We start from the raw sequence: 24,956 nt of genomic DNA, 5'->3' as shown, positions 1-24,956 counted from the left end.
GGGATCGGTGGATGCGTGCGTTCCCCATCGCTTCTCGCACCTCAGGGATCGGTGGATGCGTGCGTTCCCCATCGCTTCTCGCACCTCAGGGATCGGTGGATGCGTGCGCTCCCCATCGCTCCCTGAGGAGCCCGGAGCTTGCGGAGGGCGTCACGAAGGGCGCCGGAGAAAATCTAGCCCGTGTAGCCGGCGAGCTTGACGCCCTTGGCGGCGAGCCACGGCACGGGATCGATCTTGGTGTTGCCGTTCTTCCACACCTCGAAGTGGAGGTGCGGACCGAACGAGAAGCCTTCGTTGCCCACGAGGGCGATGACGTCGCCGGCGGTGACGTGCTGGCCTTCGCTGACGAGGACGCCCGACGAGGACATGTGGCCGTACATGGTGACCGTGCCGTCGTCGGCGCGGACCTGAACCCAGTGGCCGTATCCGGAGGCCGGCTCGGCCTTGATGACGACGCCGTCGGTCGCCGCATGGATGGGGGTACCGAGCGGGGCGGCCATGTCGATGCCGCCGTGCATGGTGCCCCAGCGCATCGCGAAGGCGGAGGTGAAGTCGTACTTGCCGAGCGGGATCGGCGAGGTGAAGAGCGGGCGGCGGGCCAGGGCCTCGCGCTGCGCCTCGTCGGCGGCCATCTTGGCGCCGACGCCGAGCTGACCGGAGAAGACGTTCATCTGGTCGGTCAGGGGCGTTGCCGCTGCGACGCCCGGACCGAGATCGACGGGTGCGGTGGCGTCGGTGACCGCTGCGGCGTTCACCGCGGCCGTGTTCGACGCGTCGTCGGTGGCGCCGACCTGGGAGACGGCGGCGACGGCTGCGCCGGCTGCCATGGCGATCAGAGCGGCGCGTCCGCCCTTGAGGACGTTCGGCGGGGCCGCGATGCGGTGCTTGCCGCCGCGACGGATGCGCTGGCCGGCCGGATTCGTACGGAACGGGCGGAGTCCGGCATCGGACTCATCGAGATCTGCGTGATCCTGGTCGTCGACGAGCATGTCGAGCTCGGCGCCTTCGACGTCGAACGGCTCGTCATGCGCGTACTGATCGAACTCGTGCTCGGGGATCAGGATGTCCTGAGTGATCTCCGAGTGGGTCGGGCGGTAGTAGCCCTTCCAGGACGAGGGGGTCCAGGTGGTCTCTTCGGACGGTGTCCGGGTGGTGGAAGCAGACGTGCCGGGGGCTTCGTAGCCGAAGTCGTAGTCGCTGAGGTCGTAGTCGGTGTCGCCGTCGACGAAGGGGATGATGGTGGTCATCTCTTCTGCCGTGATGTCGTCGACCAACCCGCCCGATCGGACGCGGCTCGATCCGCGTGAGACTCCGGGTCCCGCCAAATCGTCCACCTCATCTCTTCGCTGCCGCGGATCCGAAATCATCGTCCGTAATCCTTTTGTGACCAATCGCTGAGAGCCGACGGTAACGAAATGATTGCGGCAAGTCCAACCGTAGAAAGCCGCTAACCGGAAATTTGTGAGCTGGGTCACAAACTTTCCCGCACTTCGTCACGCCGTCGAATCTCGGGTTCGCCAGCTTGTATCGCGCTGCCTTGCCGGGATCGTCGCCGCGATCGATTGAACACCGTGCGACGGCCGCGCGCCCGGTCGGGTCCTTACTGCTGCGAATATCCCAGGTGAGACGTGTCGTCACGTACCCGCGAGTAAGTTCGCCGACCGAGCGAGTGATCTGTCGCACAAGGGCAGGGTGCGCGCGAAGCGGCGATCCAGTACGGGTTTAGAGTCCGATATGGCCCGCGTTACACCCTTGGGCGGGCAAATCTACGAGATGGTGAGCTGAATGGATCTCTTCGAATACCAGGCGAAGGAACTGTTCGCCAAGCACGGGGTTCCCACCACACCCGGTCGGGTGACCGATGATGCCGCCGACGCGCGGGCGATTGCCGAGGAAATCGGCAAGCCTGTGATGATCAAGGCGCAGGTCAAGACCGGCGGACGTGGCAAGGCAGGCGGCGTGAAGTACGCCGCGACCCCGGACGACGCGCAGTCCCATGCCTCCAACATCCTTGGCCTCGACATCAAGGGCCACGTCGTCAAGAAGTTGCTGGTCGCCGAGGCCAGTGACATCGCGGAGGAGTACTACATCTCCTTCCTTCTCGATCGCGCCAACCGCACCTACCTGGCCATGTGCTCGGTCGAGGGCGGCATGGAGATCGAAGAGGTCGCCGCAACCAAGCCCGAGCGCCTCGCCAAGGTCGCCGTCGACGCCGTGAAGGGTGTCGATCTGGAGACCGCCCGCTCGATCGCCGAGCAGGGCCATCTGCCCGCCGAGGTCCTCGACGCCGCCGCCGTGACCATCCAGAAGCTGTGGGAGGTCTTCGTCGCCGAAGACGCCACCCTGGTGGAGGTCAACCCGCTCGTCCGCACCCCGGACGATCAGATCCTGGCCCTCGACGGCAAGGTCACCCTCGACGAGAACGCCGACTTCCGTCAGCCCGGCCACGCTGAGTTCGCCGATATCGACGCGACCGATCCGCTCGAGCTCAAGGCCAAGGAGAACGACCTCAACTACGTCAAGCTCGACGGTCAGGTCGGCATCATCGGCAACGGTGCGGGTCTGGTCATGTCGACCCTCGACGTCGTCGCCTACGCCGGTGAGAAGCACAACGGTGTGAAGCCGGCCAACTTCCTCGACATCGGTGGCGGTGCCTCGGCCGAGGTCATGGCCGCCGGCCTGGACGTCATCCTGAACGACGAGCAGGTCAAGAGCGTCTTCGTGAACGTCTTCGGTGGCATCACCGCGTGTGACGCGGTCGCCAACGGCATCGTCGGCGCCCTGGAGAAGCTGGGGTCGGAGGCCAACAAGCCTCTCGTCGTCCGCCTCGACGGCAACAAGGTCGACGAAGGTCGCAAGATCCTGGCCGATGCGAACCACCCGCTGGTCACGCTCGCCGAAACCATGGACTCGGGCGCCGACAAGGCCGCCGAGCTGGCGAGCAAGTAAGGGAGCCACGGAAAATGTCGATCTTTCTGAACAAAGACAACAAGGTCATCGTCCAGGGCATCACCGGCGGTGAGGGCACCAAGCACACCGCCCTGATGCTCAAGGCCGGCACCAACGTCGTCGGCGGCGTCAACGCCCGCAAGGCCGGCACCACGGTCTCGCACGTCGACGCCGACGGCAACAACATCGAACTCCCGGTGTTCGCCTCCGTCGAGGAGGCCATCAAGGAGACCGGGGCCGACACCTCGATCGCCTTCGTGCCGCCGAAGTTCTCCAAGGACGCCATCATCGAGGCGATCGACGCGGAGATCCCGCTGCTGGTCGTCATCACCGAGGGCATCCCAGTGCAGGACAGCGCCTACGCGTGGGCCTACAACCTGGAGAAGGGCGCGAAGACCCGCATCATCGGTCCGAACTGCCCCGGCATCATCACCCCGGGTGAGGCACTGGTCGGCATCACGCCGAACAACATCACCGGCAAGGGCCCGATCGGTCTGGTCTCCAAGTCCGGCACCCTGACCTACCAGATGATGTACGAGCTGCGCGACCTCGGCTTCTCGACCGCCATCGGCATCGGCGGCGACCCGGTCATCGGCACCACCCACATCGACGCCATCGAGGCGTTCGAGAAGGACCCCGAGACCAAGCTGATCGTGATGATCGGTGAGATCGGTGGCGACGCCGAGGAGCGGGCCGCCGACTACATCAAGGCCAACGTCTCCAAGCCGGTCGTCGGCTACGTCGCGGGCTTCACCGCGCCGGAGGGCAAGACCATGGGTCACGCCGGTGCGATCGTGTCCGGTAGCTCCGGCACCGCGCAGGCCAAGAAGGAAGCCCTCGAGGCTGCGGGCGTGAAGGTCGGCAAGACGCCGTCCGAGACCGCCGCGCTGGCACGGGAGCTCTACGAGGCCCTGTAAGTCGTCTCTCGACACGAAGAAACCCGAGCGGGATCGCCCGCTCGGGTTTTTTCGTGTCCTCGGTGACCGCTGAGGGGCGGTGCCTACTCGCAGGCGACCCCGTCGCCGTCACGGTCGAGCTTGGCGCGGTAGCCAGGCTGACCCGCGTACAGCGGGGCCGCCCCGGCCGCGCGTGCGGCCGAGCAGTTCTTGTAGTACGCGGAGGAAGGTGCTTCGGCGGGAGGTGTCGTCTCGGCCGGCGGGGCGTAGAGCCGCGGCGGGGTGTAGGTCGTCTCCGGTACCGGGGTCGCGGTGGAGGTACGCGTCTCGGTGCGCTCGGTGGTCGGGGCCGACGCGGTGGCGCCGCAGGAGGACAGGACGCGGGTGATCGCGTCCTTCTCGGCCTGCGTGACCCAGAGCTCGTAGGCGGCCTTCACCTCGACCTGACGGCTCACGTAGGTGCAGCGATGGCCCTTGTTCGGCGGCAGCCAGGTCGCGGCGTCGCCGGCGCCCTTCTTCTGGTTCGTCGGGCCGTCGACGGCCTGCAGGTTGCGCGGGTCGTTGGCGAAGTCGACGCGCTGCTGCGGTGAGAGCTGCTGCGCGCCCTTCTGCCAGGCGTCGGAGAGCGCGACGACATGATCGATCTGGACTGCCGAGGATGTGGCCTGGCCGCGGACGAACCGGATCGTCGTGCCCGTGTACGGATCGTCGAGGGTGCCCGACAGGACGGCGCATCCGTTCGAGCCGGGTTTCAGGGTGATGCCGGTCAGGTCCCGGCGCAGGATGTCGTTGCGGGTGTCGCAGCCGTTGTGGCCGCCGTCGACGGTGACGTCATCGGACCAGGCCTGCCCGAACAGTGCGCGGTCGTATCCGGTCTTCGGTGCGCGACCCTTGACGGCCAGGGTGCTCAGGGTCCTCAGGGCGTTGTCGGCGGCCGGTGCCGAGGCCACGGTGACCACGGGCGAGGGGGTCGGCAGCGGTGCGTCGGTGGTCGGCGCCGCCACGGCGGAGGTGATGTCGGGCGTCGGCGGCGTCGCCGCGGTCTGCTGGCTGATGCCGCAGCCGGCGACGACGAGTGTGAACGCCGCGACGGGGGCCGCGAGCAACCATCGGGACACCGTGCGCGCGCGTGGGGGTACGGATTCGGGCATCGTCGAGCAAACCTCTCATAGGACTGATCATCATCATGACGCGCACTTGTCTCGACGGGCCTCGGGCACCATATCGGTCCTGAACCGGCGCCGTTACATGGCACTCGACGTGACACGATTGCGACGGTCGGGGCTCATCCCCGCGTGCGATAATTCGTCGGTGAACCCCGAGGCGCGGCGCAGCGCGTTATCCCAATTGACGAGGGAGTCGCTGCATTTCGCGGGTGTCGTCATCGACGTCGCCGAGCGTCTTCCGGTCGTGGGCGGAGTGGTCGGCGCGGCGCGTACCGGCGTGCAGGACTTCGTCGTCGACACCCGCGCCTGGGTCGCGACGACGACCCGAACGATCCTCGGTGCGGTCATCCGCGAGGTCGTCGAGGTGCTCACCGAAGAGGTGGACCTCACCGATCTCGTGCTCGACCACGTCGACCTCGAGCGGCTCATCGCCGAGGTCCTCGCGGTCATCGACCTCGACGCGGTGATCGAGACCGTCGACCTCGATCGTGCTGTCGCGCAAGTGGATCTGATGAAGGCGATCGGCCTGGTCGACCTCGACGAGGTGATCGGGAAGGTCGACCTCGACGCGGTGGCCGCCAAACTCGACATCGACGCGGTCCTCGACCGTGTCGACCTCGTCGAGCTGGCCGAGGAGATCATCGACGGCGTCGACCTCCCCGACATCATCCGCGAGGCCAGCACCTCGGTCACCGCCGACGTGATGACAGACGTGCGCAGCACCAGTGAACGTGCCGACGACGCGGTCGCCAACGCGGTCAACCGCTTCCTGCGTCGCCGTGGTGCCGAGGCGGTCGAGGCCACCAGGCAGGACGGGGCGCCCGAATGACCGCAGAACCCAAACCTGCTCACCCGGCGGTCCATCGGGCGCATGCCGTGCAGGACCGGGACAAGAACGCCGGGATCGTGAGTCGCGGTATCGCGGCATTCCTCGACCTGCTCGTCGTCTGGACGATCCTGGGGGCCTGCTACGCGGGACTCGCGCTGATGAAGTTCGTGGTCTCGGTCAGTGAGTACCGGTTCCCCGAGGTCAATCTGTTTTTCACCACAACAGGTTTCGTGGTCACCTCGGTGCTCTACCTGGCCACGTGCTGGGAGGTGTCGGGGCGCACGCTCGGCTCGGTGGTCATGGGACTCCGCGTGGTGAACGGCAAGGGCGAGCGCATCCGGCCGGCGGTCGCGGTTCTACGGGCGCTGATCTGCACGCTCTTCGCGATCGGACTGGCATGGGCGGTGGTCGATCGCCGGCGACGCTCGGTCGCCGACGTCGTCCTGCGCACCCGGGTCATCTACTCTCGCTGACCGCCTTCAGCTGTGCCAGGCCCTTCTCGAAGTCCTTGCCGAGCATCTTCTCGAAGAACCCGAAGAGCCCGCCGATGCGGCTGAACAGGGTGTGCTTGCCGACCATCACCCATGCGACCCGGGTGGCCTCGCCCTGCGGGGTCAGTTCGAAGGTGACGGTGTTGGTGGCCTTCATCGGCTTCTCGAAGTCGAGGCGGACCTCGACCTCGCGCGGTGCGTCGACCCGGGTGATCTCCATGGCGCCGCGTCCGGCCTTCTTGTTGCCGGACCACGCGTACTTCGCGCCGACCCCCGACTCGGCACCCGAGTACTCCCGATGCAGGTCCGGATCGAGTCCCTCCCAGGGCGACCAGTGGACCCACTGCCGAAAGTCGGTCAGGTACGGGAGGATCGCGGCGGGCGGGGCGTCGACGACGATCGAACGGGTGAAGGTGAAGGTGTCGGCCATGGTGTCTCCTGAGAGCGAGGTGGGGCTGTCGAGAAGTATGACACCGGCCGGGAGCGGAATTCATCGCTTCACTCCGGGGCTAGACGGACGAGCGGGATACGGTGGGAGGCATGGGTGAACGGGCACGGCTGTCGGCCGTGGAGCTGCGGAGGATGATCGTCGACGACGGGTCGTGGGAGTCGTGGGACACCGCGATCGTCCGCCCCGCGGTCACCTCCGACGGCGACGACCATGCCTACGCCGACGACCTGGCGCGCGCCCGGGAGCGCAGCGATTCCGACGAATCGGTGATCACCGGCACCGGCCTGGTCGGCGGTCACCGCGCGGCGATCGTGCTCAGCGAGTTCGGTTTTCTCGGCGGTTCCATCGGTCGTGATGCCGGCGCCCGCATCGTCGAGGCCATCGGCCGGGCCACCCGGGAACGGATGCCACTGATCGCGCTGCCCGCGTCGGGCGGCACCCGCATGCAGGAGGGGACCGCGGCGTTTCTCCAGATGGTCGCGATCACCGGGGCCGTCACCGTGCACAAGGCGGCCGGGCTGCCGTACCTCGTCTATCTGCGGCACCCCACGACCGGCGGGGTGTTCGCCTCCTGGGGGTCGCTCGGTCACGTCACGTGGGCGCAACCGGGTGCGCTCGTCGGGTTCCTCGGTCCCCGCGTCTACGAGGGGCTCCACGGGAAACCGTTCCCCGACGGGGTGCAGACGGCCGAGAACCTCGTCCGCACAACGGTCGTCGACGATGTGGTGGAACCCGCCGAGCTCGCGGGCCGGCTCTCATCGGTGCTCCGCCTCCTCGCCCTGCACGACGCCCCCGCGCCGAACGAATCCCCCGAGGCCACCGTGCCGGACGACGGCACGCCCGCGCACGACGCCTGGGCGAGTGTCCTGGCCACCCGTGAGCGGGGGCGTGCGGGCCTCGCCGAGTTTCTTGCACAGGGGGACTCGGCGGCGTTGTCCGATGCCGGACCACTTCGCTTCTCGCTGAGCAGTTTCGGGGGCAACGTCGCGATGGTCGTCGGTTACGACCGGGTGTCCCAGCAGAACGGCGAACTGCCCGGTCCCCGGCATCTGCGCGAGGCGCGCCGGGCGATCATGGCGGCGGGTGATCTCGGACTGCCGGTCGTCACCGTCATCGACACACCGGGAGCGGAGTTGTCGGTGGTCGCCGAGGAAGGCGGGCTGGCCGCCCAGATCGCCCGCTGCACCGTCGAATTGATCAAGGTCGGAGTACCCACCGTCTCGGTGATGCTCGGCCAGGGCGCCGGTGGGGCGGCCCTGGCGCTGTTCCCCGCGGACCTGCGCGTCGCCCGCGCCGACGCGTGGCTGTCGCCGCTGCCGCCCGAGGGTGCGAGTCTCATCGTCTACCGCGATCTCGACCACGCCGACGAGATGTCCTCGCGCCAGGGGATTCTCGCCGGTCGCCTGGCCGCGCAGGGGATGGTCGACGTGATCGTCGACGCGGAATCCGACGATGCGGCACTGGCCGGGATTCGCGACGTGGTCGCCCGGCATCTCGCGAGCTCGCCGGTGCCCGACCCGCAAGCACGTACCCGGGTGCCCGTGGCGGACGCACGATGACCAGGCGGGTGGTCGCCGTCGGCGCGGTGCTGACCGACGACGAGGGTCGAATCCTGTTGATCCGACGCCGAAATCCGCCGCAGGCCGGGAAATGGACGGTGCCGGGCGGAAAGGTCGAGCCCGGCGAGTCGATCGAGGCGGCAGTCGCTCGGGAGATGCTGGAGGAAACCGGCTTTCACGTCGAAGTGGGGGAGTTGCTGTGGACCGTCGACATCCCGGGACCCGACGACGTGGTGTTCGAGGTCCATGACTTCGCCGCGCGGATCGTGTCCGGCACCCTGTGTGCCGGCGACGACGCCGCGGACGCCGGCTGGTTCACCGCGCGAGACCTGACCGAACTCCCGGTGACACGTGGGTTGCTTGCTCATCTCCGCAAGCACGGAGTGTTGGGCTAGGGAGCCTCGGTCGGATGCGGACTGCTGCGACAGTGCCGATACGTCCAGCGGTATATTCTTCCGAATCAGGGGCGCGGGGAGGGGATTGTCTTGTCGGTTGAAGTGAATCCGGACAGCCTGAGAGTGGCGTCGGGGACGCTGGCTCAGCTTTCTGGAGATGTCGATTCGGCTCCCTTCCTGGGCGCCGCCGAAGTCGCGGCACGCCTGGTGGGGAGCAGTGTGGGGTCTGCGCTTGGTGAGTCGAATACGGCGAGTACCCGCGCCAAGCAGGTGGTCAAGGCGAGGTATGACCAGTTCGCAAGTCTCCTGTCGCTGTCTGCGGACACCTACAGCGACTCCGACGCGGAGGCCGCAGCTCGCATCGCGGGTGTGCCCGACATCAACTCCGCGACCAGCGGTGGGTGAGTGTGGCCACTCCGAGTGACGTTCTGAGTTGGAACATCGACTCCCTGCGAGAGTTGTCCACACGGGCCGCGGCGATCGCCGATGCAATGGTCGGGACGTCAAAGACCATGCGAGACACGATGTATGATCTGGGCTGGACAGGCGATGGGCGACGAGCTGCTGAAGACCGGGCCGAACGAGAACGAGAGCAGATCGGCGCGGTGGCGTCCGGCTACGACGCGCTCTCGGCCGCGGCGGCCGGCGCTCATGGGGCGATGTCGCATCCCGTTTCCGAGATTCGTTCGATCATTCAGAACTACGTGATTCCCCCTGTCACACTGTCTGATTCATGGGTCGTCGACGGCGTCGAGGACTGGAGTTCCGAAGCAGGACTGCAGCTGGCCCGACTCGGCGGATTGGTGTCCTCTCTCGTCGGCGCCGACGCCACCTGGGGTGCCGAGGTCGCCGAGGCGAACCAGACTCTCGCGACCATGGCGCCAGAGGAAGCACTGACGTCTGCGCTCGCGGTGATCGCGGACTCCAAACGACAGAGTCCGCGCGCAGATCCGGAGCGCATGCGTGCCTCTGCGGCTGCCTTCGAGGAGATCTTCGGGCGCGAACCATCTGGCCCGGTCGACTGGAAGACTGCCGAGGCGCTGAATCCGAACAGTTACGACCCGAAATACCAAGGCGTGGGACCCGGAATCAAGGTCGCGCGCATCGAACCGGTGCCCGGGCAAGGTGTTGTACGCGCAGCACTGTACATACCGGCGGCCGAGGTGTTCAATGCTCCGCACTACGACCTGGGGGACGATCGGGCAGAGGTTCCGAACTTCGACCCGGAGCATGCCCGTGTCGTCATGTACGTGGACTACGAGAACGGCCTGATCGTCACGAGACAGAATCCCTCGGTCGACTCCACTGGTCAGGTCCGGGTCGGTGAGCCTGAGGTCCAGGCACAGCAGCGACCCGATGGATCGGTCATGATTCAGTACGACGCGGTCAATCCGTTCGCGCCGCCCGGCGCCTCGGTCACCGGCCACACCGTCAACGGCTCGCTTGTCCTGCAACCGACCAGCGGAAACCCCGGCACTGCTCGGATCATTGCCGGTGGTGAGATCACCGATTATCCGTCGGTCGAGATCTACCAGGACAGTTCGGCCGGACAGAGCCGCCCCGTGCTGATCGACGCGGCCGACTCCGGCAGTGCAGTGGGGCCGCTGTTCAATCTGCCGGACTACCACGAGGTCGGCGGGGGCCGAGCGATGATGGATCCCTTCAAGGCCGACTTCGACGACCCGGACTGGGAACGGAACAGACCGACGAACCTCGGAGACCCGGACAATCCCCCCACCGTTGTCATGGTGCGATAGTGTCGCGGCCGATGAAGCATCGTGCGCTACTCGCGGATTCCCGATTCTGGCAGGCAGCCACCGTGGCCGTACCGGTCTCGGTGGTATTCGCCATTTTCGTCTTCATGATTCTGGCCGGGATCACGGACCGACTGAATCCGGAGTGGTCGTCGTCGCTGGGAGTGGTGATAGTCATTGCAGGCGTGGTCCTTCTGGCGATCGCTGTCGGCCTGTGGTGGCGCCGAACACCGAGGTGTGCGGGAGCAGCTCTGGGTGTCTTGGCCGCGAGTGTGGTGGTCGCGTACGTCGCGTTGGTGACACTGTGATGACGACCCTGCCGACGAGGTATCGACGTGAGGACTGGTTCGGGCCGGAATCGTTCGGTGCAGTGGTGATCGGGATGCTCCTGATGTCGTTGCCGTTCACCGGATTGGCCTCCAGGGATGCGGTGTGGCTGGTCGTCGGGCCACCGGTGACCGGGCTGGTCCTGCTCGCACTGAGCACGGCACCCGTTCGGGGCGTGCGATCGGTACGGCGGGCCGGAACGGGACTTGTGGCGGGTGGTGCCGGAGCGATCATCTCGATACCTGTTCTCCTGGCCGGGGCCGCGCTCGGATCGGCCATCGCCTGAACCGACGAAGCCGCCCGGTCCGAGCCTGATCTGACCACGGCTGGTGGTGCCCACCGCCCGACGTGTGGAAGATGGGGGACATGACCGAACTCCTGCCGCTCGACCCCGACCAACTCCTCACGACGACGCGCTCGGTGCGCAAACGTCTCGACTACGACCGCCCGGTCCCGCTCGACGTGGTCAAGGAAGCGCTCGAGGTCGCACTGCAGGCGCCGACCGGGAGCAACAGTCAGACCTGGCACTGGATCGTGCTCACCGATCCCGAACTGAAACAGAAGGTCGCCGACTACTACGCGCAGTCCTTCTCCCACTACTACGCCGCCCAACAGCCGCGCGACGAGACCGGCAAGCGCGTCGCGTCCAGCGCGCAGTACCTCGCCGACACGATGGGCCAGGTTCCGGTGCTGGTCATCGGTGCGATCTACACCGGCGGTGACCTGCCCGAGGGCAACCAGGCGGGGGTCTGGGGGTCGCTGCTCCCGGGCGCCTGGAGCCTGCAGCTCGCCCTGCGCGCCCGCGGACTGGGCTCGGCGTGGACCACGCTTCACCTCGCCCACGAGAAGGAGATCGCCGAGCTGCTCGGCATCCCGGACGGCATCCACCAGGGCGTCCTGCTGCCGGTGGCCTACTACACGGGCACCGACTTCAAGCCTGCTCCCCGCAAGCCTCTCGACTCGGTACTTCACATCGACGGTTGGTGAGTAGAGTGCGGATCCATGTCCGCGACGAGTGACACACCGCAGGTCGGGACGGGGGACGCCCCCCGCCCGCCGACCCGCCGCACGCAGGCCAAGGCGGCCCGGCGCGCCGAGTTGCTCACCGCGGCCGCCCGGCAGATGGCCGAACGCGGATTTGCCGGGGTGCGCCTCGAGGACATCGGGCGCGCCGTCGGGGTGAGCGGGCCGGCCATGTACCGGCACTTCTCGTCGAAGACCGAACTGCTCGACGAGATGCTCGTCGACATCAGCCAACGGTTGCACGACGGCGGTGCCGAGGTCGTCGACCGCGGCGATCCGCCGGCCGAGACGCTGTTGGCGCTCATCGGTTTTCACATCGACGTGCTCGTCACGAAACCCGATCTGATCGTCGTCCAGGACCGCGATCTGTCGTCGATGACGCCGGAGGCCAATCACCGGGTCCGCCTGCTGCAGCGGCGCTACGTCGAACGTTGGGTCGATGTGGTGATCGGCGTCTACGAGGAGGACGGCCGCACCCTGGACCGCGCCGAGGCCCGCGTCCGCGTGCACGCCACGTTCGGCCTGCTGAACTCCTCACCCCGGTTGCCCGACTACGACGAGACCGAGCTACGGCATCTGCTGACCGCGATGGCGCTCGCCGCGCTGGGCTGCCGGGCCTGATCAGCGGAGTTCGCGGCGCAACAACTTGCCGGTCGCGCTGCGGGGGAGTGCGCCGACGATCTCGATCTCGCGCGGGTACTTGTACGCCGCCATCCGTTCGCGACAGAACTCGATGAGTTCGGTGGCGGTGACCTCCGCGCCCGGCTGAAGGGCGACGTAGGCGCGCGTCGACTCGCCGCGGTAGTCGTCGGGGATCCCGACCACCGCAGTCTCCAGGACCGCGGGATGCGATTGCAGCACCTGCTCGATCTCGAACGGCCAGATCTTGTAGCCGGCGGCGTTGATCAGGTCGTTGCTGCGGTCGATGACGTAGAACCATCCGTCGGCGTCCATGAATCCCACGTCGCCGGTACGCATCTCGCCGTCCCTCAGCGCCGAGCCGGCGTCGTCGGCCTGCCCCCAGTAGCCCGCGGCGATCTGCGGACCGGCGGTCACGATCTCACCGAATGTCCCCGGCGGCACCGGTTCTCCGCTCTCGTCGACGACGCGGGCCATCGTGTCGAAGATCGGCAGGCCCACCGAGAGTGCACCGGTCTCGGGGTCGACCGGCGCGTGTGCGCCTGGCGGGACCATGTGCGTCGGCGACGTTGACTCGGTCTGCCCGTACACGTTGTGGATCATCCCGCCGAGGCGTTCGGAGAGTCGCTCGGCCACCTCGGGCAGGACCGGCGCGCCGCCCGAGTAGCGGAGACGCAATGAGCTCATCGCTTCCGGCGATGCGTCGGGATGATCGGCGAGCGCGATGTACGCGGTGATGGCGGCGACGGAGAAGGCCGGACGCCAGGTGCGCACCGCGTCGAGGACCAGACCGGCGTCGAACCGGTGGGTCAGGATGAGCGGCGACCGGAGGGACAACGCCAGCATCACCGAACCCACCAGCCCGGTGACGTGGAAGATCGGCGACATGCACAGGATCGGTTCACCGGTCTGCAGGCCGGTCCAGTCGCGATAGGCCTGGGCGCTGAACGCGAGATTGCGGTGGGTCAGTTTGGCGCCCTTGGGCGGTCCGGTGGTTCCCGACGTCGGCGCCAGCACGGCGATGTCGTCCGGTGCGGTGGCCTGCCGGGTCACGTCGCGCGAACCGGTGGCGATGACGTCGAGGAGTCCGACGGTGCCGGCGGCCGGGACCCGGGACACCTCGAAGACGCGCTGCACATCGTCGTTGCCGGCGAAGTCGAGAGGGGAGACGGTGATGACGAGGTCGACGGACCCGGTCACCTCGTCGGTCACCTCGGCGAGCACGTCGTCGAGCACGAGGAGTGCGCTCGGCGTGAAATCGTCCAGCGCCCTGCGGAATTCAGAACGCTTGTACATGGGGCTGATGAGGGCGGCGACGCCACCGGTCTTCCAGGCGGCGAGGAGCCCGAGCAGGATCGCCGGTCCGTTCTGGACCGCGATCCCCAGGCGGTCGCCGGTCGCGAAACCGTGCGTCTGCAGGACGTGGGCGAGCGCGTCCGACGCGGCGTCGAGGTCGGCCCAGCTGAGCGTCGCGCCGAAGTAGCGGACGGCCGGGTCGTCGGGTGCCGACGCGAGAGCCGCGTCGAACATCTCCAGCGGGGAGCCGAACTCGAGGTCGAGATGATCGGCCAGTCCGGACGGGTAGTGGGCCAGCCATAAACGGCCTTCGTAGGCGTTCATGCGTACGTGCGTTCGGCGTGACACGAGCGATGCGAGAGGTTGTGGACCACGAGAAGGAGTCTACGAAAATGGGCGCGTCCCCATAAGGTGTTCAGTGTGGTCGAACAACCGGTGACCGACAGCGGCGCCACCGTGCGCGAGTTGCGCAAGCAGGCGGGCGTGACGCTGCGTGGGCTGGCGGCCGGCATCGGGGTGAGTGTCGGGACCATGAGTGCCATCGAGAACGGCAAGGTCGGGCTCACCGTCGACCGCCTCCGGGAGATCGCGCAGTGCCTGGACGTGCCTGTCGCCCGCTTCCTGGAACCTCCGCAGCCGGAGAAGGTCGACGCCGACGCGGACCCGACGGACTGGCGCGCCTTCGCGCCGCTGGCCCTCGACCCGGTGCTGGAGTCGGCGATCGACGTCTTCGAGGAGCTCGGCTACCACGGCGCGACGATGCGACTCATCGCGGCCGGCGCCGACATCAGCGTCGCCGGGATCTATCACCACTACCCGAGTAAGCAGCATCTGCTCGTCGCGCTGGTCAACATCGCACACGCTGACCTGGCACAACGCCTCGACGCGGCCGGCGACGGCGTCGACGCGGTGAGCGCGTTCGCGAACATGGTGGAGGCGCTCACGCTGTTCCACGTCGAGCGACGCGCGCTCGCGCTGGTCCTGGCGACGGAGTTGCGACGCCTCGAGGAACCCAACCGCACACATCTGCAGGCGTCGATGGCGCAGATCGAGGGCCGCCTGCACGACACGGCCCGGCGTGCCGCCGACCTCGGGTTCTTCCGGTCCGGGGATCTGTCCGTGGCGACCAAGGCCATCGTCACGATGTGCCTGGCCGTCCCGACCTGGACCGACGACGCCGACGTGGCGCAGGGGCGCCGGATCGCCCGCGAGTACGCGGATCTCGCGCTCGGCATGGTGGGTTTCCACACCGGCCACTAGGTCTCCCTGGTCTCCGTCCCCCATCGCCGGGAAACATCGCCGCCAGCGCTTGTTCAGCTTTTCTGAACTACTCGACTGTGCTGGGCTTTCGCTGCTTTCCCTGACAAACGCTGAGACATCGTGGATTTCGCCTCTTGACGGCCTCGTGATCGAATGCGATGCTCGTCACAATGAACTTACCGAGCGAGCGCTCACCAAGTTCAGTCCGCATTGTTCGAGTCAGAGGAGATGAGATGGCCGAGATCGAGACCACTGCACCGTCCATGGGTGAACTGCTGGGTGCAGACGCCCCTTCCAACTGGGGCAAGTGGGGACCCGACGACGAGGTGGGCGCCCTGAACTATCTCGACGCGAGCGAGGTCCTGCGCGGTGTCGGGCACATCAAGTCGGGCGAGACCTTCACCCTGCAGATCGAGATGGGCCGCAAGGAGAGCCCCGGCGACCCGCTGTGGCCGGGTCGTGAGGGCATCAACCGCACCAACATCCTCGACGAGTCGTCGTGGGACGGCGAGGGCGCACCGCAGTTCCCCGGTGGTCTGCACTACGCCGACGACACCGCGAACATCTTCCTGCAGGGCTCCACGCAGTACGACGCCCTCGGTCACGTCTGGTACGACGGCAAGCTCTACAACGGCTACGACGCACGCAGCACCGTCGACGCACTGGACAAGGCGTCCGTCCTGCCGATCGCCGAGAAGGGCGTCGTCGGCCGTGGCGTGCTCATCGACATGGCCCGCTACCGCGGCAAGAAGTACTTGGAGAAGGGTGAGACCTTCGACCACAACGACCTCGAAGCCGCCGCTGCCGCACAGGGTGTCACCATCGAGCCCCACGACGTCCTGATCATCCGCACGGGGTGGCTCACCTACTGGTACGAGCTGAACAACCCGGAGGAGTTCTACGACGGCTTCTGCGAGCCCGGCCTGACCTACTCGCGTGAGCTGGTGCAGTGGTTCCAGGACAAGGAGATCCCGAACCTGGTCACCGACACCATCGCCAACGAGGTCACCACCGATCCGGAATCCGGTGTGGCGCTTCCCCTTCACAACGCGCTCATGCGCAACCTGGGTGTCGTGTTCACCGAGATCGTCTGGCTCGAGGAGCTCGCCGAGGCGTGTGCCGCCGACAACCGCTGGAGCTTCCTTTACGTCGCGGCTCCGCTCAAGGTCGTCAGCGGCACCGGTGCGCCGGTGAACCCCGTCGTCATTCGCTGAGTCAGAAGCCGAAAGAGGTACGTCAGACATGACTGTCTACGACGAAAAGGTGTGGTTGGGCCGCTACCGGGAGCAGGATCTCGCTCCGCGGACCATCGAATTCGACACTGCGCTGGACATGTTCGCGGCCACTGCCGCACGAACCCCGGACGCCGACCTGATCCGCTACTTCGACGGATCGATCACGGCGGGCGAGCTCGACGAGCTCACCGACGCGTTCGCGGTCGGCATCCTGGATCTGGGGTTCACCCCGGGTGACCGTGCGGTGGTCTACGCCCAGAACATCCCGCAGTTCGTCATCGCGCAGTTGGGCATCTGGAAGGCCGGCGGTGTCGCCGTCTCGGCCAACCCGATGTACCGCAGCCGTGAACTCGCCGAGATCCTCGTCGACTCCGGTGCCACCGTGCTGATCGCGATGCAGCAGCTGTACCGCGACGTCGCACAGGAAGCGCTGCGCGACAACAAGACCGCGGTACGGACCGTAATCACGACCTCGGAGCTGGAGTACCAGACCGCGAACAGCGGAACCCTCGCCGGCGTCGAGAGGATCGAGTGCCCGGACACGGTGGACCTGGCGTCGATGCTGGCGAAGTACCGCGGACAGCGGCCGCCGAAGGCCGATCTGACCGGCGACAGCGTCGCGTTCCTGACCTACACGTCGGGGACCACCGGACCGCCCAAGGGTGCGATGACCACCCACCGCAACGTGGTCTTCAACGCGCAGACCTACCGCGACTGGGTCGGCGTCGACAGCGACGACGTGATCCTCGGTGTGGCACCGCTGTTCCACATCACCGGACTCATCGCGCACATCGCACTCGCCGAGCTGACCGGTGCGCCGCTGGTGCTGATGTACCGGATGGACCCGGCAGACACCATCGCGACGATCGCGCGGGAGAAGGCGACCTTCACGGTCGGCTCGATCACCGTGTTCATCGCGCTGATGAACGTGCCCGACATCGACCCGGCATCGCTGGCGAGCCTGTCGAAGATCTACTCCGGTGGCGCACCGATCCCGCCGAGCACGATCGCCGAGTTCCAGCAGCGTTTCGGGCATTACATCCACAACGTGTACGGCCTGACCGAGACCACCTCGCCGTCGCATGCGGTGCCGTTCGGCGTGACGGCACCGGCCGACGAGGAGACCGGAGCCACCTCGGTGGGAGTTCCCGTCTACGACACGGTCGTCCGGATCGTCGACGAACAGGGCAACGACCTGCCCGCCGGCGAGGTCGGCGAGCTGGTCACGGCCGGCCCGCAGGTGGTCGCCGGCTACTGGAACAAGCCGGAGGCGACCGCCAAGGGCATCCCGAACGGCGTGCTGCACACCGGCGACGTCGGGTACATGGATGCCGACGGATGGTTCTACATCGTCGACCGGAAGAAGGACCAGATCAACACCAGCGGTTTCAAGGTGTGGCCACGCGAGGTCGAAGACGTTCTGTACGAACATCCTTCGGTTCGGGAAGCTGCCGTCATCGGCGTGCCCGACTCCTACCGCGGCGAGACCGTGAAGGCGTTCGTGAGTCTGCGCCCGGGAACAGAGGCGACGCCGGACGAGCTGATCGCGCACTGCAAGACGCGGATGGCGGCCTACAAGTATCCGCGTGAGGTCGTGGTGATGGGTGACATCCCCAAGACCGCCACCGGCAAGCTGCTGCGTCGTGAATTACGGACGGTGACACAGTGATCCAGCCCGACCTGACCGCCCGCACACCGGCCGAGACCCTCGACCTCCGGCCGTCGTCGAAGGCGCTCGAACTGCGTGACGAACTCATCGCGTTCATGCACTCCGACGTCTTCCCGGCGGAGGAGCGTTATGAGCAGGAGCGCGGTTCCGGCGGTCCCGACGATCACGATGTGCCTGCGGTCGTCGAAGAGCTGAAGCAGAAGGCGCGGGCACGTGGCCTGTGGAATCTGTTCCTGCCGGCGGAATCCGGGATCAGCCAGCTCGACTACGCCGGTCTGGCCGAGATCACCGGCTGGAGCCTGCATCTGGCGCCGGAAGCCGTGAACGGCGCGGCGCCCGACACCGGCAACATGGAGCTGCTGCACCTGTTCGGCACCGACGAGCAGAAGCAGACCTGGCTCGAGCCGCTTCTCGACGGCACGATCCGGTCGGCGTTCTCGATGACCGAGAAGGACGTCGCGAGTTCCGACGCGACCAACATCGAGACCAGCATCGAACGTGACGGCGACTCCTACGTCATCAACGGCCGGAAGTGGTGGACCAGCGGCGCGGCCGACCCGCGCTGCAAGCTGCTCATCGTCATGGGCAAGACCGATTTCGACGCCGCGACGCATAGGCAGCAGTCGATGGTGCTGGTCCCGATCGACACCCCCGGGGTCACCGTGGTGCGCGACGTGCCGGTGTTCGGTCGCCACGACCAGCACGGCCACGTCGAGGTCGTCTACGAGAACGTGCGGGTTCCCGTCGAGAATCTGCTCGGCGAGGAGGGGGCCGGTTTCGCGTTGGCACAGGCGCGACTCGGACCCGGTCGCATCCACCACTGCATGCGCGCGCTCGGCGCTGCCGAACGAGCACTGCACCACCTGGTCCAGCGGTCGAAGGCGCGCGTCGCCTTCGGCAAGCCGCTGGCCGAGCAGGGCGTCGTCCAGCAGCAGATCGCCGAATCGCGCATCGCGATCGACCAGGCGCGCCTGCTGTGCCAGCTGGCCGCCAAGACGATCGATCAACTCGGCAACAAGGCTGCCGCGCCGTACGTCTCGGCCGCCAAGGTGTCGGTGCCGCGGGTGGCGCTCGAGGTCATCGACCGTGCCATCCAGGTCCACGGCGGAGCCGGCGTCAGCGACGACGTGCCGTTGGCCGCTATGTACGGATGGCACCGCGCGATGCGCATCTTCGACGGCCCGGACGAGGTGCATCTCCGCACGATCGCCAAGTCCGAACTGCGGCGGTGAGCCCCGGGGCGAGGAGTTGAGGCAGTTTGCGCCGGTTACCGGCGCAAACTGCCTCGACAATTCCGCGACCGGCTTACGCTGGCCCGCAGGTCGCGACGACGAGGAGTTTGCGGTGAACCCAGGCGATCCCAACCAGCAGCAGGGCGGTCAGTGGTCGCCGGCCCCACCGGGTCCCCCGCCGTCCGGCGGTTTCCCCGGCAACCCGGATGAGACCGCGCAGGTTCAGGGCGGCCCGCCCACCGGCGGGGTCCCCGGGCAGCAGTGGGGTCCTCCGGGACCGCAGAACCAGTATCCGACCGGTGGCTGGGGTCCCGCACCCGGCATGGGACCGCAACGCACGGCGGCGCGACCCGATCTGTCGGTGATCTTCGCGTTCGCCGCCGCGGTCGCCGGCGTCGTCACCTACTTCATGGGCTTCGTCAGTTGGATCAACGTGTCTGCCGGGCCCCAGCAGGGGATCGACCCGTGGGGCCGCAATTTCGGAGACGGGCTGGGCAGTGTCCCCGGGTTCTTCTCCGAGGACGTCGTGCTGAACCCGGGCAAGTTCTTCATCCTGCTCGGCGTCGTCGGGGTCGCGACGACGTTCGTGCTGGTTCCCCGGTACCGAAGGGCCCTGCCCTTCCTCGCCGTGATCGCGCTCGCCGGGTGGTTGGCACTGTTCGCGTCGGCGTTGGTCATGCCGCCGTTCGTCGAGCTCGGGGCAGGCGCCATCCTCGGGCTGATCTTCGGATTCGTGCAGGTGGCGCTGCTCATGACGGCGTCGTTCTTGTACGGTCTCAAGAAGGATGACGCCACACCTTCCTGACGGACATGTGCAACCGGCGGGTCTCGTCGACGACCCGCTGGTGATTGCACTTCGTCGTGCCGGCTGTGTGTTCGCCGATGACGAGGCCGAGTTGCTCCGCCGACACGCCTCCGATGCAGACGAACTCGACGATCTGAGTTCCCGGCGGATTGCCGGTGAACCCCTCGAACATCTCCTCGGGCATGTGCAGTTCGGGGATCTCCGGCTAAGCGTCGGACCAGGGGTGTTCGTACCGCGGCAGCGGACGCTGTTGTTGGCCGGGGAGGCCGTCAAGGCGGCGTCGCGGCATCCCGAACCTGTTGTCCTCGAGGCGTTCTGCGGGGTGGCGCCGATCGCTTCCGCCGTGGCCGCCGTCGTCGGGGGCGCGCGGATACACGCGGCCGACATCGCCGCCGACGCGCTCGTCCATGCCCGCCGGAACCTGCCCGATCATGCGCAGATCCATCACGGGATCGGGTTCGACGCGGTACCCGCGTCGCTTCGCGGTCGCGTCGACGTGATCGCCGCCGTCCCGCCGTACGTCCCCGAACACGCCTTCGATCTCTTGGCTCCGGAAGCGCGCGATCACGAACCGCGACGTGCGCTCACCGGGGGCGTCGACGGCCTCGACCACGTCGACGCGCTGATCGTCGATGCGCAGACATGGCTGTCCGGCACCGGAATCCTGTTCATCGAGATGAACGTCGTACAGTTCGACGCCGTCGCCGTGCGTGACGGGTACCTGCGGTCGTTCGACATCGACGCCGTCCCCGGCGACGACGGTCAGACGGTGGTCGCCCGCTTCCGGCGGCGCGCTGAAATACACCCCTGAAATGCGCCCCCGAAATCCACCCCGGTCCGAAATGCGCCCCTGGAATCCACCCTCCAGCGCCCCGCCGCGACCAGCGGTCGTCGGTGGGCAGCCGCTGAGGGGTCGTCTTCAGGGGTCGTTTTCGGGGGCGGATCGCAGGGGCGGGTGGTTTTCAGGGGCGGATTCCAGCCCGGGTACCGCCCGGGCGGTGTGTCAGACGCCCAGGGCCTGACGCAGCCGGCCGACCTCCGCCCGATACTTCTCGACGTTGCGCATCTTCACGCTCTCGTAGCCGCGCACCATGTCGGGCAAGCCGGCCAGCTCGACGACGGTCGGGAGCTGCGACTCACCGATCGCGCCGTTCCCGATCCCGGCCAGCAGTGCGTCGACGATCTGCCGGTACTCGGCGATCAGCTCGCGCTCGGTGCGGCGGATCTCGTTGCGGCCGAACGGGTCGAGCGCCGTTCCGCGGAGTCGCTTCATCTTCGCGAGGCCGGCGAGCGGCCGGTCGGCCCACGGGCCGAGAGACATCTTCTCGCGCATACCCATCCGGCGCAGGGTCGGCGGATGCAGCCGCACGGCGACCTCGGCGTCGTCGCCGAACGCATCGGCCACCTTCGCCGCGAACGCGGCATCCTGCGTCAGGCGTGCCACCTCGTACTCGTCCTTGTAGGCCATCAGCTTGAACAGATTGCGCGCCACCGCATCGGTGAACGCGACCTGCCCGGCGCTGCGGTGCACGCGCTCGACGATGTCGAGATACTCACGCGCGTACCGCTCGTCGGAGTGGGCGATCAGCTCGTCATAGCGGATCGCGACGGTGCGCAACAGTTCGTCGTCGACACCGCGCGCACGGACCACGCTCATCGCGTGTTCGCTCGGCTCGGGTTCCGAGGTCGACGCGCCGTGCAGCGAGGAGATGGTCGCCGACACGGCGTCCGCATCGGCGACGGCCTGGCGTCCCCGCCGGAAGGCCTGCACGTTGGCGTCGACCGCGACCCCGTTCAGCTCGATCGCCCGCTCGATCGACGACGCCGAGATGGCCAGGGAGCCCGCCTGGTACGCGGCCCCGACCATGAGCATGTTGGCGAACTGCTCATCGCCGAACAGTGCCGTCGACAGCGCACCGGAATCCAGGTAGAGGCCGCGTGTCACCTTCGCGTCGATCGCCGAATGGATCGCGGTTTCCGCGGGGAAGCCGACCGAGGTGTCGATGACCATGAGCCCGGTCGGCACCTGCGTCGTGGACACCACGGCCACGGTCTTCTCCGGTGCCGCGACCTTCAGATTCACCGGGTCGGTCCCGACCAGGGGGTCGCAGACGAGGTAGAGGTCGCAGTCATCGGTGGCCACCTTGGCGGCCTGCTCGACGTCGTGCGGTGCGATCTTGATGTCGCTGACGACGGCACCGCCCTTCTGCGCGAGCCCCGTCATGTCGACGGTGCGTGCGGCGTGACCGTCGAGCACCGCGGCCGTGGCCAGCACCTGCGACACGGTCACCACACCGGTGCCGCCGATGCCGGTGACACGGAGGGAGAACGTGTCGCGTACTGCGGGCAGCGCCGGTTCCGGCAGCAGCGCGTCGGGGATGTCGGTGGCGCGCGCCCGCGTCCGCGTCGTGCCTGGCGAGACGGTGACGAACGACGGGCAGTCGCCCTTCAGACACGAGTAGTCGAGGTTGCACGAACTCTGGTCGATCTGCGTCTTGCGGCCGAACTCGGTCGGTACCGGATGCACCGACAGGCAGTTCGACTTCTCGCCGCAGTCGCCGCACCCCTCACAGATGCGCTCGTTGATCATCACACGCGTCGTCGGCGTGGGCATGGTGCCGCGCTTGCGCTTCCGGCGTTTCTCCGCGGCGCAGTGCTGGTCGTGGACGAGGACGGTCACACCGGGTACGCCGGCGAGTTCGGTCTGGACGTCGAGCATCTCGTCCCGATGACGGACCTCCACGCCCTTCGGGAGTCCCAGCGTCCGAGTACGTTTCGGGTCGTCCGTGGTCACCACGATCTTGCGGACGCCCTCGTCGATCAGGAGAGAGGTCAACCGTGGCAGGTCCATCTCGCCGACCGGGTCCTGACCGCCGGTCATCGCGACCGTGCCGTTGTAGAGCAGCTTGTAGGTGATGTTCTCGCCGGACGCGACCGCGGCCCGCAGTGCCAGCGATCCCGAGTGCATGAACGTGCCGTCGCCGACGTTCTGGACGAAGTGGCCGGCCGACACGAACGGCGCCATGCCGATCCATTGTGCGCCTTCGCCACCCATCTGTGTGATGCCGGCGACGTCGCCGACCTGGCGCGGGTCCATCAGCAGAACCATCGCGTGACAACCGATCCCGGCGCCGACGAGCGTGTCCTCGGAGACCTTGGTCGAGCTGTTGTGCGGGCAACCCGAACAGAAGTACGGGGTGCGTACGGCGAGTGGCAGCTCGATCCGGGTACGACGCCGCGACTTGGCGTCGATCCACGCCTGAGCGGCGTCGACGTGATGCCGCGCGAGACGATCCGCGAGACCGCGGGTGACGGCGTCGACGTCGAGTTCGCCGAAGCGGGAGAACAGGGTCGACCCGTCCTCGTGGACCTTGCCGACGATGCGCGGTGCGCGCGGATGCCGGAACAGGATGTCGCGCATCATCGTCTCGATGAAATCGCGCTTCTCCTCGATGACGATGACCTCGTCGAGATCGCCGCGCGCGGTGTCGAACATGAAGCGGTTCAGGATGTCCCGTTCGATGGGGTAGACCATCCCGAGCTTGAGGATCCGGATGCCGAGGCGGCGCAGATCGTCGTCGGTGATGTGCATGAGGCGCAGGGCCTCTCGAAGATCGAGGTAGGTCTTTCCTGCGGCGACGATGCCGATCCGGTCGTCGGGCGTCGACACCACGATCTTGTTGATCCCGTTGAGCCGCGCGTACTCCAGGGCGCGGGGGATGCGCGTGGTGAGCTGATTCTGTTCGAGCTCCATCAGATTGGCGCCGAGCAACCGGCCGCTGGGTACATGCGGGCTACGTCCGAGATCGCCGTGGGCGGGGATGATCCGTTCCGGATCGACGTGGGCGGTCGACGCGCCGTCGGCGACGTGGGCCGAGATCTTCAGCGACGTCCACAGCCCGCTGACGCGGCTCATGATCGCCGCGTGCACGCCGAGGTCGAGGATGTCCTGCGAATCGGCGGGGTAGAGGATCGGGATGTACAGGTCGGCCAGGGCCATCTCCGACGCGCAGGGCACGGTCGAGGACTTGGCGCCCGGATCGTCGCCGACCAGCGCCACCGCACCACCGGACGGGTGCGTGCCGACCAGGTTGGCGTGCCGGATCGCGTCGGTCGCGCGGTCGAGGCCGGGGGCTTTGCCGTACCAGTAGCCGACGACTCCGTCGCGGGACGTGCCGTCCGCAGTCGGAGCCAAATCCGTGACCTGCGCGGCGACCTGTGAACCCATCACCGAGGTCGCGGCGATCTCCTCGTTCAGACCGGGGCGGTGGGTGATGTCGTAGGGCGCGAGGAGGTCGCGGCGCCGAGCGAGTTCGAGGTCGTAGCCGGCCAGGGGCGAACCCTCGTAGCCGGAGATGAACGATGCGGTGTTCAGGTTCTGCCGACGATCGACGCGAGCGCGGTCGCGGACCATGCGGACCAGGGCCTGGATTCCGGAGAGATAGATCGTGCCCGACTCACGGGCGTAGCGGTCGTCGAGCGAGAAGCCCTCGATACGGGGCTCGGACGAGCGTGTTTCGGCGGTCGGCACCTGCTGGAAGCGTGCGCGGTCGTCTGCGAGGGTCATGGGGTTACCTGGCCTTCTATGTGCGGTGGCCAACTCCGGTCGTGCCGGGGTCGACGCATCGGTTGTCGCGGCCCTGGGGTGGTGGGCCTGCCACCACAGTACGAGATGAGGTGACGCGCGTCACGTCGAATGGGGCCACGGGGGGGCTTCGACGCGGTGCCTCGCTTCGCTCGGTACCGGCTCAGCCGGCGGGGGTGGCGGTGCCTCGCTGCGCTCGGTACCGGCTCAGCCGGCGGGGGTGGCGGTGCCTCGCTGCGCTCGGTACCGGCTCAGCCGGCGGGGAGCGTCGGTGCCTCGCTGCGCTCGGTACCGGCTCAGCCGGCGGGGGTGGCGGGGGAGGCGGGGGTGACATGGGCCACTCGATGAAGTAGGATTTCACTCAGTTAATCCCAACTAACTGAAGGGTCGACGGT

General features: G+C 67.5%; 23 protein-coding genes. 18 read left to right on the top strand and 5 right to left on the bottom strand.

Annotated elements, in window-relative coordinates:
• Window positions 1–173: 173 nt before the first annotated feature.
• Window positions 174–1,334 (bottom strand): M23 family metallopeptidase, encoded by a 1,161-nt coding sequence (locus tag BLU62_RS16510; protein ID WP_074850766.1) that lies wholly within the window; start codon window positions 1,332–1,334, stop codon window positions 174–176.
• Window positions 1,335–1,785: 451 nt separating this feature from the next.
• Here BLU62_RS16510 and sucC point away from each other — a divergent pair, with 451 nt between their 5' ends.
• Both sucC and sucD read left to right on the top strand, forming a co-directional pair.
• Complete coding sequence (gene sucC, locus BLU62_RS16505) at window positions 1,786–2,949, top strand: ADP-forming succinate--CoA ligase subunit beta (RefSeq protein ID WP_074850764.1); 1,164 nt, start codon at window positions 1,786–1,788, stop codon at window positions 2,947–2,949.
• Between the two features lie 14 nt (window positions 2,950–2,963).
• Window positions 2,964–3,866: a succinate--CoA ligase subunit alpha gene (gene sucD / locus BLU62_RS16500; protein WP_074850762.1), complete on the top strand. Its 903-nt coding sequence runs from the start codon at window positions 2,964–2,966 to the stop codon at window positions 3,864–3,866.
• Between the two features lie 83 nt (window positions 3,867–3,949).
• Here the strand turns inward: sucD and BLU62_RS16495 are convergent, their stop codons facing one another.
• Entirely contained in the window at window positions 3,950–4,996 is a 1,047-nt protein-coding gene (locus BLU62_RS16495) for a GmrSD restriction endonuclease domain-containing protein (RefSeq protein WP_074850760.1), read from the bottom strand.
• A gap of 160 nt (window positions 4,997–5,156) precedes the next feature.
• Here BLU62_RS16495 and BLU62_RS16490 point away from each other — a divergent pair, with 160 nt between their 5' ends.
• Together BLU62_RS16490 and BLU62_RS16485 are read left to right on the top strand one after the other, a co-directional pair.
• Entirely contained in the window at window positions 5,157–5,840 is a 684-nt protein-coding gene (locus BLU62_RS16490) for a hypothetical protein (protein ID WP_244278212.1), read from the top strand.
• Window positions 5,837–6,313 (top strand): RDD family protein, encoded by a 477-nt coding sequence (locus BLU62_RS16485; RefSeq protein WP_074850756.1) that lies wholly within the window; start codon window positions 5,837–5,839, stop codon window positions 6,311–6,313. The genes BLU62_RS16490 and BLU62_RS16485 overlap by 4 nt, the downstream gene beginning before the upstream one ends.
• On the opposite strand, the gene BLU62_RS16480 is transcribed toward BLU62_RS16485, so the two are convergent.
• Entirely contained in the window at window positions 6,297–6,761 is a 465-nt protein-coding gene (locus BLU62_RS16480) for an SRPBCC family protein (protein ID WP_074850755.1), read from the bottom strand. The two genes, BLU62_RS16485 and BLU62_RS16480, sit on opposite strands and share 17 nt — an antisense overlap.
• Window positions 6,762–6,871: 110 nt before the next feature.
• On the opposite strand from BLU62_RS16480, the gene BLU62_RS16475 reads away from it, so the two are divergent.
• From BLU62_RS16475 to BLU62_RS16440, 8 genes are all read left to right on the top strand, one after another.
• Window positions 6,872–8,341 (top strand): carboxyl transferase domain-containing protein, encoded by a 1,470-nt coding sequence (locus BLU62_RS16475; protein WP_074850753.1) that lies wholly within the window; start codon window positions 6,872–6,874, stop codon window positions 8,339–8,341.
• Window positions 8,338–8,736 carry an NUDIX hydrolase gene (locus BLU62_RS16470; RefSeq protein WP_074850751.1) on the top strand — a complete coding sequence of 133 codons (399 nt, stop codon included), beginning with the start codon at window positions 8,338–8,340 and terminating at the stop codon, window positions 8,734–8,736. The genes BLU62_RS16475 and BLU62_RS16470 overlap by 4 nt, the downstream gene beginning before the upstream one ends.
• A gap of 219 nt (window positions 8,737–8,955) precedes the next feature.
• Window positions 8,956–9,141 (top strand): hypothetical protein, encoded by a 186-nt coding sequence (locus BLU62_RS33880; protein WP_244278210.1) that lies wholly within the window; start codon window positions 8,956–8,958, stop codon window positions 9,139–9,141.
• A gap of 2 nt (window positions 9,142–9,143) precedes the next feature.
• Complete coding sequence (locus BLU62_RS16460; RefSeq protein ID WP_244278209.1) at window positions 9,144–10,493, top strand: hypothetical protein; 1,350 nt, start codon at window positions 9,144–9,146, stop codon at window positions 10,491–10,493.
• Window positions 10,494–10,504: 11 nt separating this feature from the next.
• Window positions 10,505–10,798 carry a hypothetical protein gene (locus BLU62_RS16455; protein WP_074852952.1) on the top strand — a complete coding sequence of 98 codons (294 nt, stop codon included), beginning with the start codon at window positions 10,505–10,507 and terminating at the stop codon, window positions 10,796–10,798.
• Window positions 10,798–11,103: a hypothetical protein gene (locus BLU62_RS16450; RefSeq protein ID WP_074850747.1), complete on the top strand. Its 306-nt coding sequence runs from the start codon at window positions 10,798–10,800 to the stop codon at window positions 11,101–11,103. The genes BLU62_RS16455 and BLU62_RS16450 overlap by 1 nt, the downstream gene beginning before the upstream one ends.
• An 80-nt stretch (window positions 11,104–11,183) precedes the next feature.
• The gene (locus BLU62_RS16445) at window positions 11,184–11,804 is read left to right on the top strand and encodes a nitroreductase family protein (protein WP_074850745.1); all 621 of its coding nucleotides are present in this window, start codon (window positions 11,184–11,186) and stop codon (window positions 11,802–11,804) included.
• Between the two features lie 15 nt (window positions 11,805–11,819).
• The gene (locus tag BLU62_RS16440; RefSeq protein ID WP_074850743.1) at window positions 11,820–12,461 is read left to right on the top strand and encodes a TetR/AcrR family transcriptional regulator; all 642 of its coding nucleotides are present in this window, start codon (window positions 11,820–11,822) and stop codon (window positions 12,459–12,461) included.
• Here the strand turns inward: BLU62_RS16440 and BLU62_RS16435 are convergent, their stop codons facing one another.
• On the bottom strand, window positions 12,462–14,099 hold the full coding sequence (locus BLU62_RS16435) for a class I adenylate-forming enzyme family protein (RefSeq protein WP_074850742.1): 1,638 nt from the start codon (window positions 14,097–14,099) through the stop codon (window positions 12,462–12,464).
• Window positions 14,100–14,195: 96 nt separating this feature from the next.
• Here BLU62_RS16435 and BLU62_RS16430 point away from each other — a divergent pair, with 96 nt between their 5' ends.
• From BLU62_RS16430 to BLU62_RS16405, 6 genes are all read left to right on the top strand, one after another.
• A complete protein-coding gene (locus BLU62_RS16430) occupies window positions 14,196–15,035 on the top strand; it encodes a TetR family transcriptional regulator (RefSeq protein WP_074852951.1) in 840 nt (279 codons plus the stop codon).
• A 233-nt stretch (window positions 15,036–15,268) separates the two neighbouring features.
• Window positions 15,269–16,249: a cyclase family protein gene (locus tag BLU62_RS16425; RefSeq protein ID WP_074850740.1), complete on the top strand. Its 981-nt coding sequence runs from the start codon at window positions 15,269–15,271 to the stop codon at window positions 16,247–16,249.
• A 28-nt stretch (window positions 16,250–16,277) separates the two neighbouring features.
• Window positions 16,278–17,939: a class I adenylate-forming enzyme family protein gene (locus BLU62_RS16420; protein ID WP_074850738.1), complete on the top strand. Its 1,662-nt coding sequence runs from the start codon at window positions 16,278–16,280 to the stop codon at window positions 17,937–17,939.
• The gene (locus BLU62_RS16415) at window positions 17,936–19,171 is read left to right on the top strand and encodes an acyl-CoA dehydrogenase family protein (protein ID WP_074850736.1); all 1,236 of its coding nucleotides are present in this window, start codon (window positions 17,936–17,938) and stop codon (window positions 19,169–19,171) included. The genes BLU62_RS16420 and BLU62_RS16415 overlap by 4 nt, the downstream gene beginning before the upstream one ends.
• Window positions 19,172–19,283: 112 nt before the next feature.
• Window positions 19,284–19,976 (top strand): DUF5336 domain-containing protein, encoded by a 693-nt coding sequence (locus BLU62_RS16410; RefSeq protein WP_074850734.1) that lies wholly within the window; start codon window positions 19,284–19,286, stop codon window positions 19,974–19,976.
• Entirely contained in the window at window positions 19,957–20,787 is an 831-nt protein-coding gene (locus BLU62_RS16405; RefSeq protein ID WP_074850732.1) for a class I SAM-dependent methyltransferase, read from the top strand. Before BLU62_RS16410 ends, BLU62_RS16405 begins: the two co-directional genes overlap by 20 nt.
• 192 nt (window positions 20,788–20,979) lie before the next feature.
• On the opposite strand, the gene BLU62_RS16400 is transcribed toward BLU62_RS16405, so the two are convergent.
• Window positions 20,980–24,543 (bottom strand): indolepyruvate ferredoxin oxidoreductase family protein, encoded by a 3,564-nt coding sequence (locus BLU62_RS16400; protein ID WP_074850730.1) that lies wholly within the window; start codon window positions 24,541–24,543, stop codon window positions 20,980–20,982.
• Window positions 24,544–24,956: the final 413 nt, after the last annotated feature.

Origin of the sequence: Gordonia westfalica, assembly GCF_900105725.1 — a bacterium.
Taxonomy (GTDB): domain Bacteria; phylum Actinomycetota; class Actinomycetes; order Mycobacteriales; family Mycobacteriaceae; genus Gordonia; species Gordonia westfalica.
The sequence above is the reverse complement of the archived record's forward strand: the minus strand, read 5'-3'. Positions and strand labels throughout refer to the sequence as shown.

What these genes read in the sequence shown, in the direction of transcription:
- BLU62_RS16450 (WP_074850747.1), top strand. Translation starts at nt 10,798, where the DNA reads ATGACGACCCTGCCGACGAGGTATCGACGTGAGGACTGGTTCGGGCCG.
- BLU62_RS16425 (WP_074850740.1), top strand. Translation starts at nt 15,269, where the DNA reads ATGGCCGAGATCGAGACCACTGCACCGTCCATGGGTGAACTGCTGGGT.
- BLU62_RS16445 (WP_074850745.1), top strand. Translation starts at nt 11,184, where the DNA reads ATGACCGAACTCCTGCCGCTCGACCCCGACCAACTCCTCACGACGACG.
- BLU62_RS16485 (WP_074850756.1), top strand. Translation starts at nt 5,837, where the DNA reads ATGACCGCAGAACCCAAACCTGCTCACCCGGCGGTCCATCGGGCGCAT.
- BLU62_RS16435 (WP_074850742.1), bottom strand. Translation starts at nt 14,099, where the DNA reads ATGAACGCCTACGAAGGCCGTTTATGGCTGGCCCACTACCCGTCCGGA.
- BLU62_RS16475 (WP_074850753.1), top strand. Translation starts at nt 6,872, where the DNA reads ATGGGTGAACGGGCACGGCTGTCGGCCGTGGAGCTGCGGAGGATGATC.
- BLU62_RS16455 (WP_074852952.1), top strand. Translation starts at nt 10,505, where the DNA reads ATGAAGCATCGTGCGCTACTCGCGGATTCCCGATTCTGGCAGGCAGCC.
- BLU62_RS16470 (WP_074850751.1), top strand. Translation starts at nt 8,338, where the DNA reads ATGACCAGGCGGGTGGTCGCCGTCGGCGCGGTGCTGACCGACGACGAG.
- BLU62_RS16480 (WP_074850755.1), bottom strand. Translation starts at nt 6,761, where the DNA reads ATGGCCGACACCTTCACCTTCACCCGTTCGATCGTCGTCGACGCCCCG.
- BLU62_RS16405 (WP_074850732.1), top strand. Translation starts at nt 19,957, where the DNA reads ATGACGCCACACCTTCCTGACGGACATGTGCAACCGGCGGGTCTCGTC.
- BLU62_RS16420 (WP_074850738.1), top strand. Translation starts at nt 16,278, where the DNA reads ATGACTGTCTACGACGAAAAGGTGTGGTTGGGCCGCTACCGGGAGCAG.
- BLU62_RS16400 (WP_074850730.1), bottom strand. Translation starts at nt 24,543, where the DNA reads ATGACCCTCGCAGACGACCGCGCACGCTTCCAGCAGGTGCCGACCGCC.
- sucD (WP_074850762.1), top strand. Translation starts at nt 2,964, where the DNA reads ATGTCGATCTTTCTGAACAAAGACAACAAGGTCATCGTCCAGGGCATC.
- BLU62_RS16495 (WP_074850760.1), bottom strand. Translation starts at nt 4,996, where the DNA reads ATGCCCGAATCCGTACCCCCACGCGCGCGCACGGTGTCCCGATGGTTG.
- sucC (WP_074850764.1), top strand. Translation starts at nt 1,786, where the DNA reads ATGGATCTCTTCGAATACCAGGCGAAGGAACTGTTCGCCAAGCACGGG.
- BLU62_RS16440 (WP_074850743.1), top strand. Translation starts at nt 11,820, where the DNA reads ATGTCCGCGACGAGTGACACACCGCAGGTCGGGACGGGGGACGCCCCC.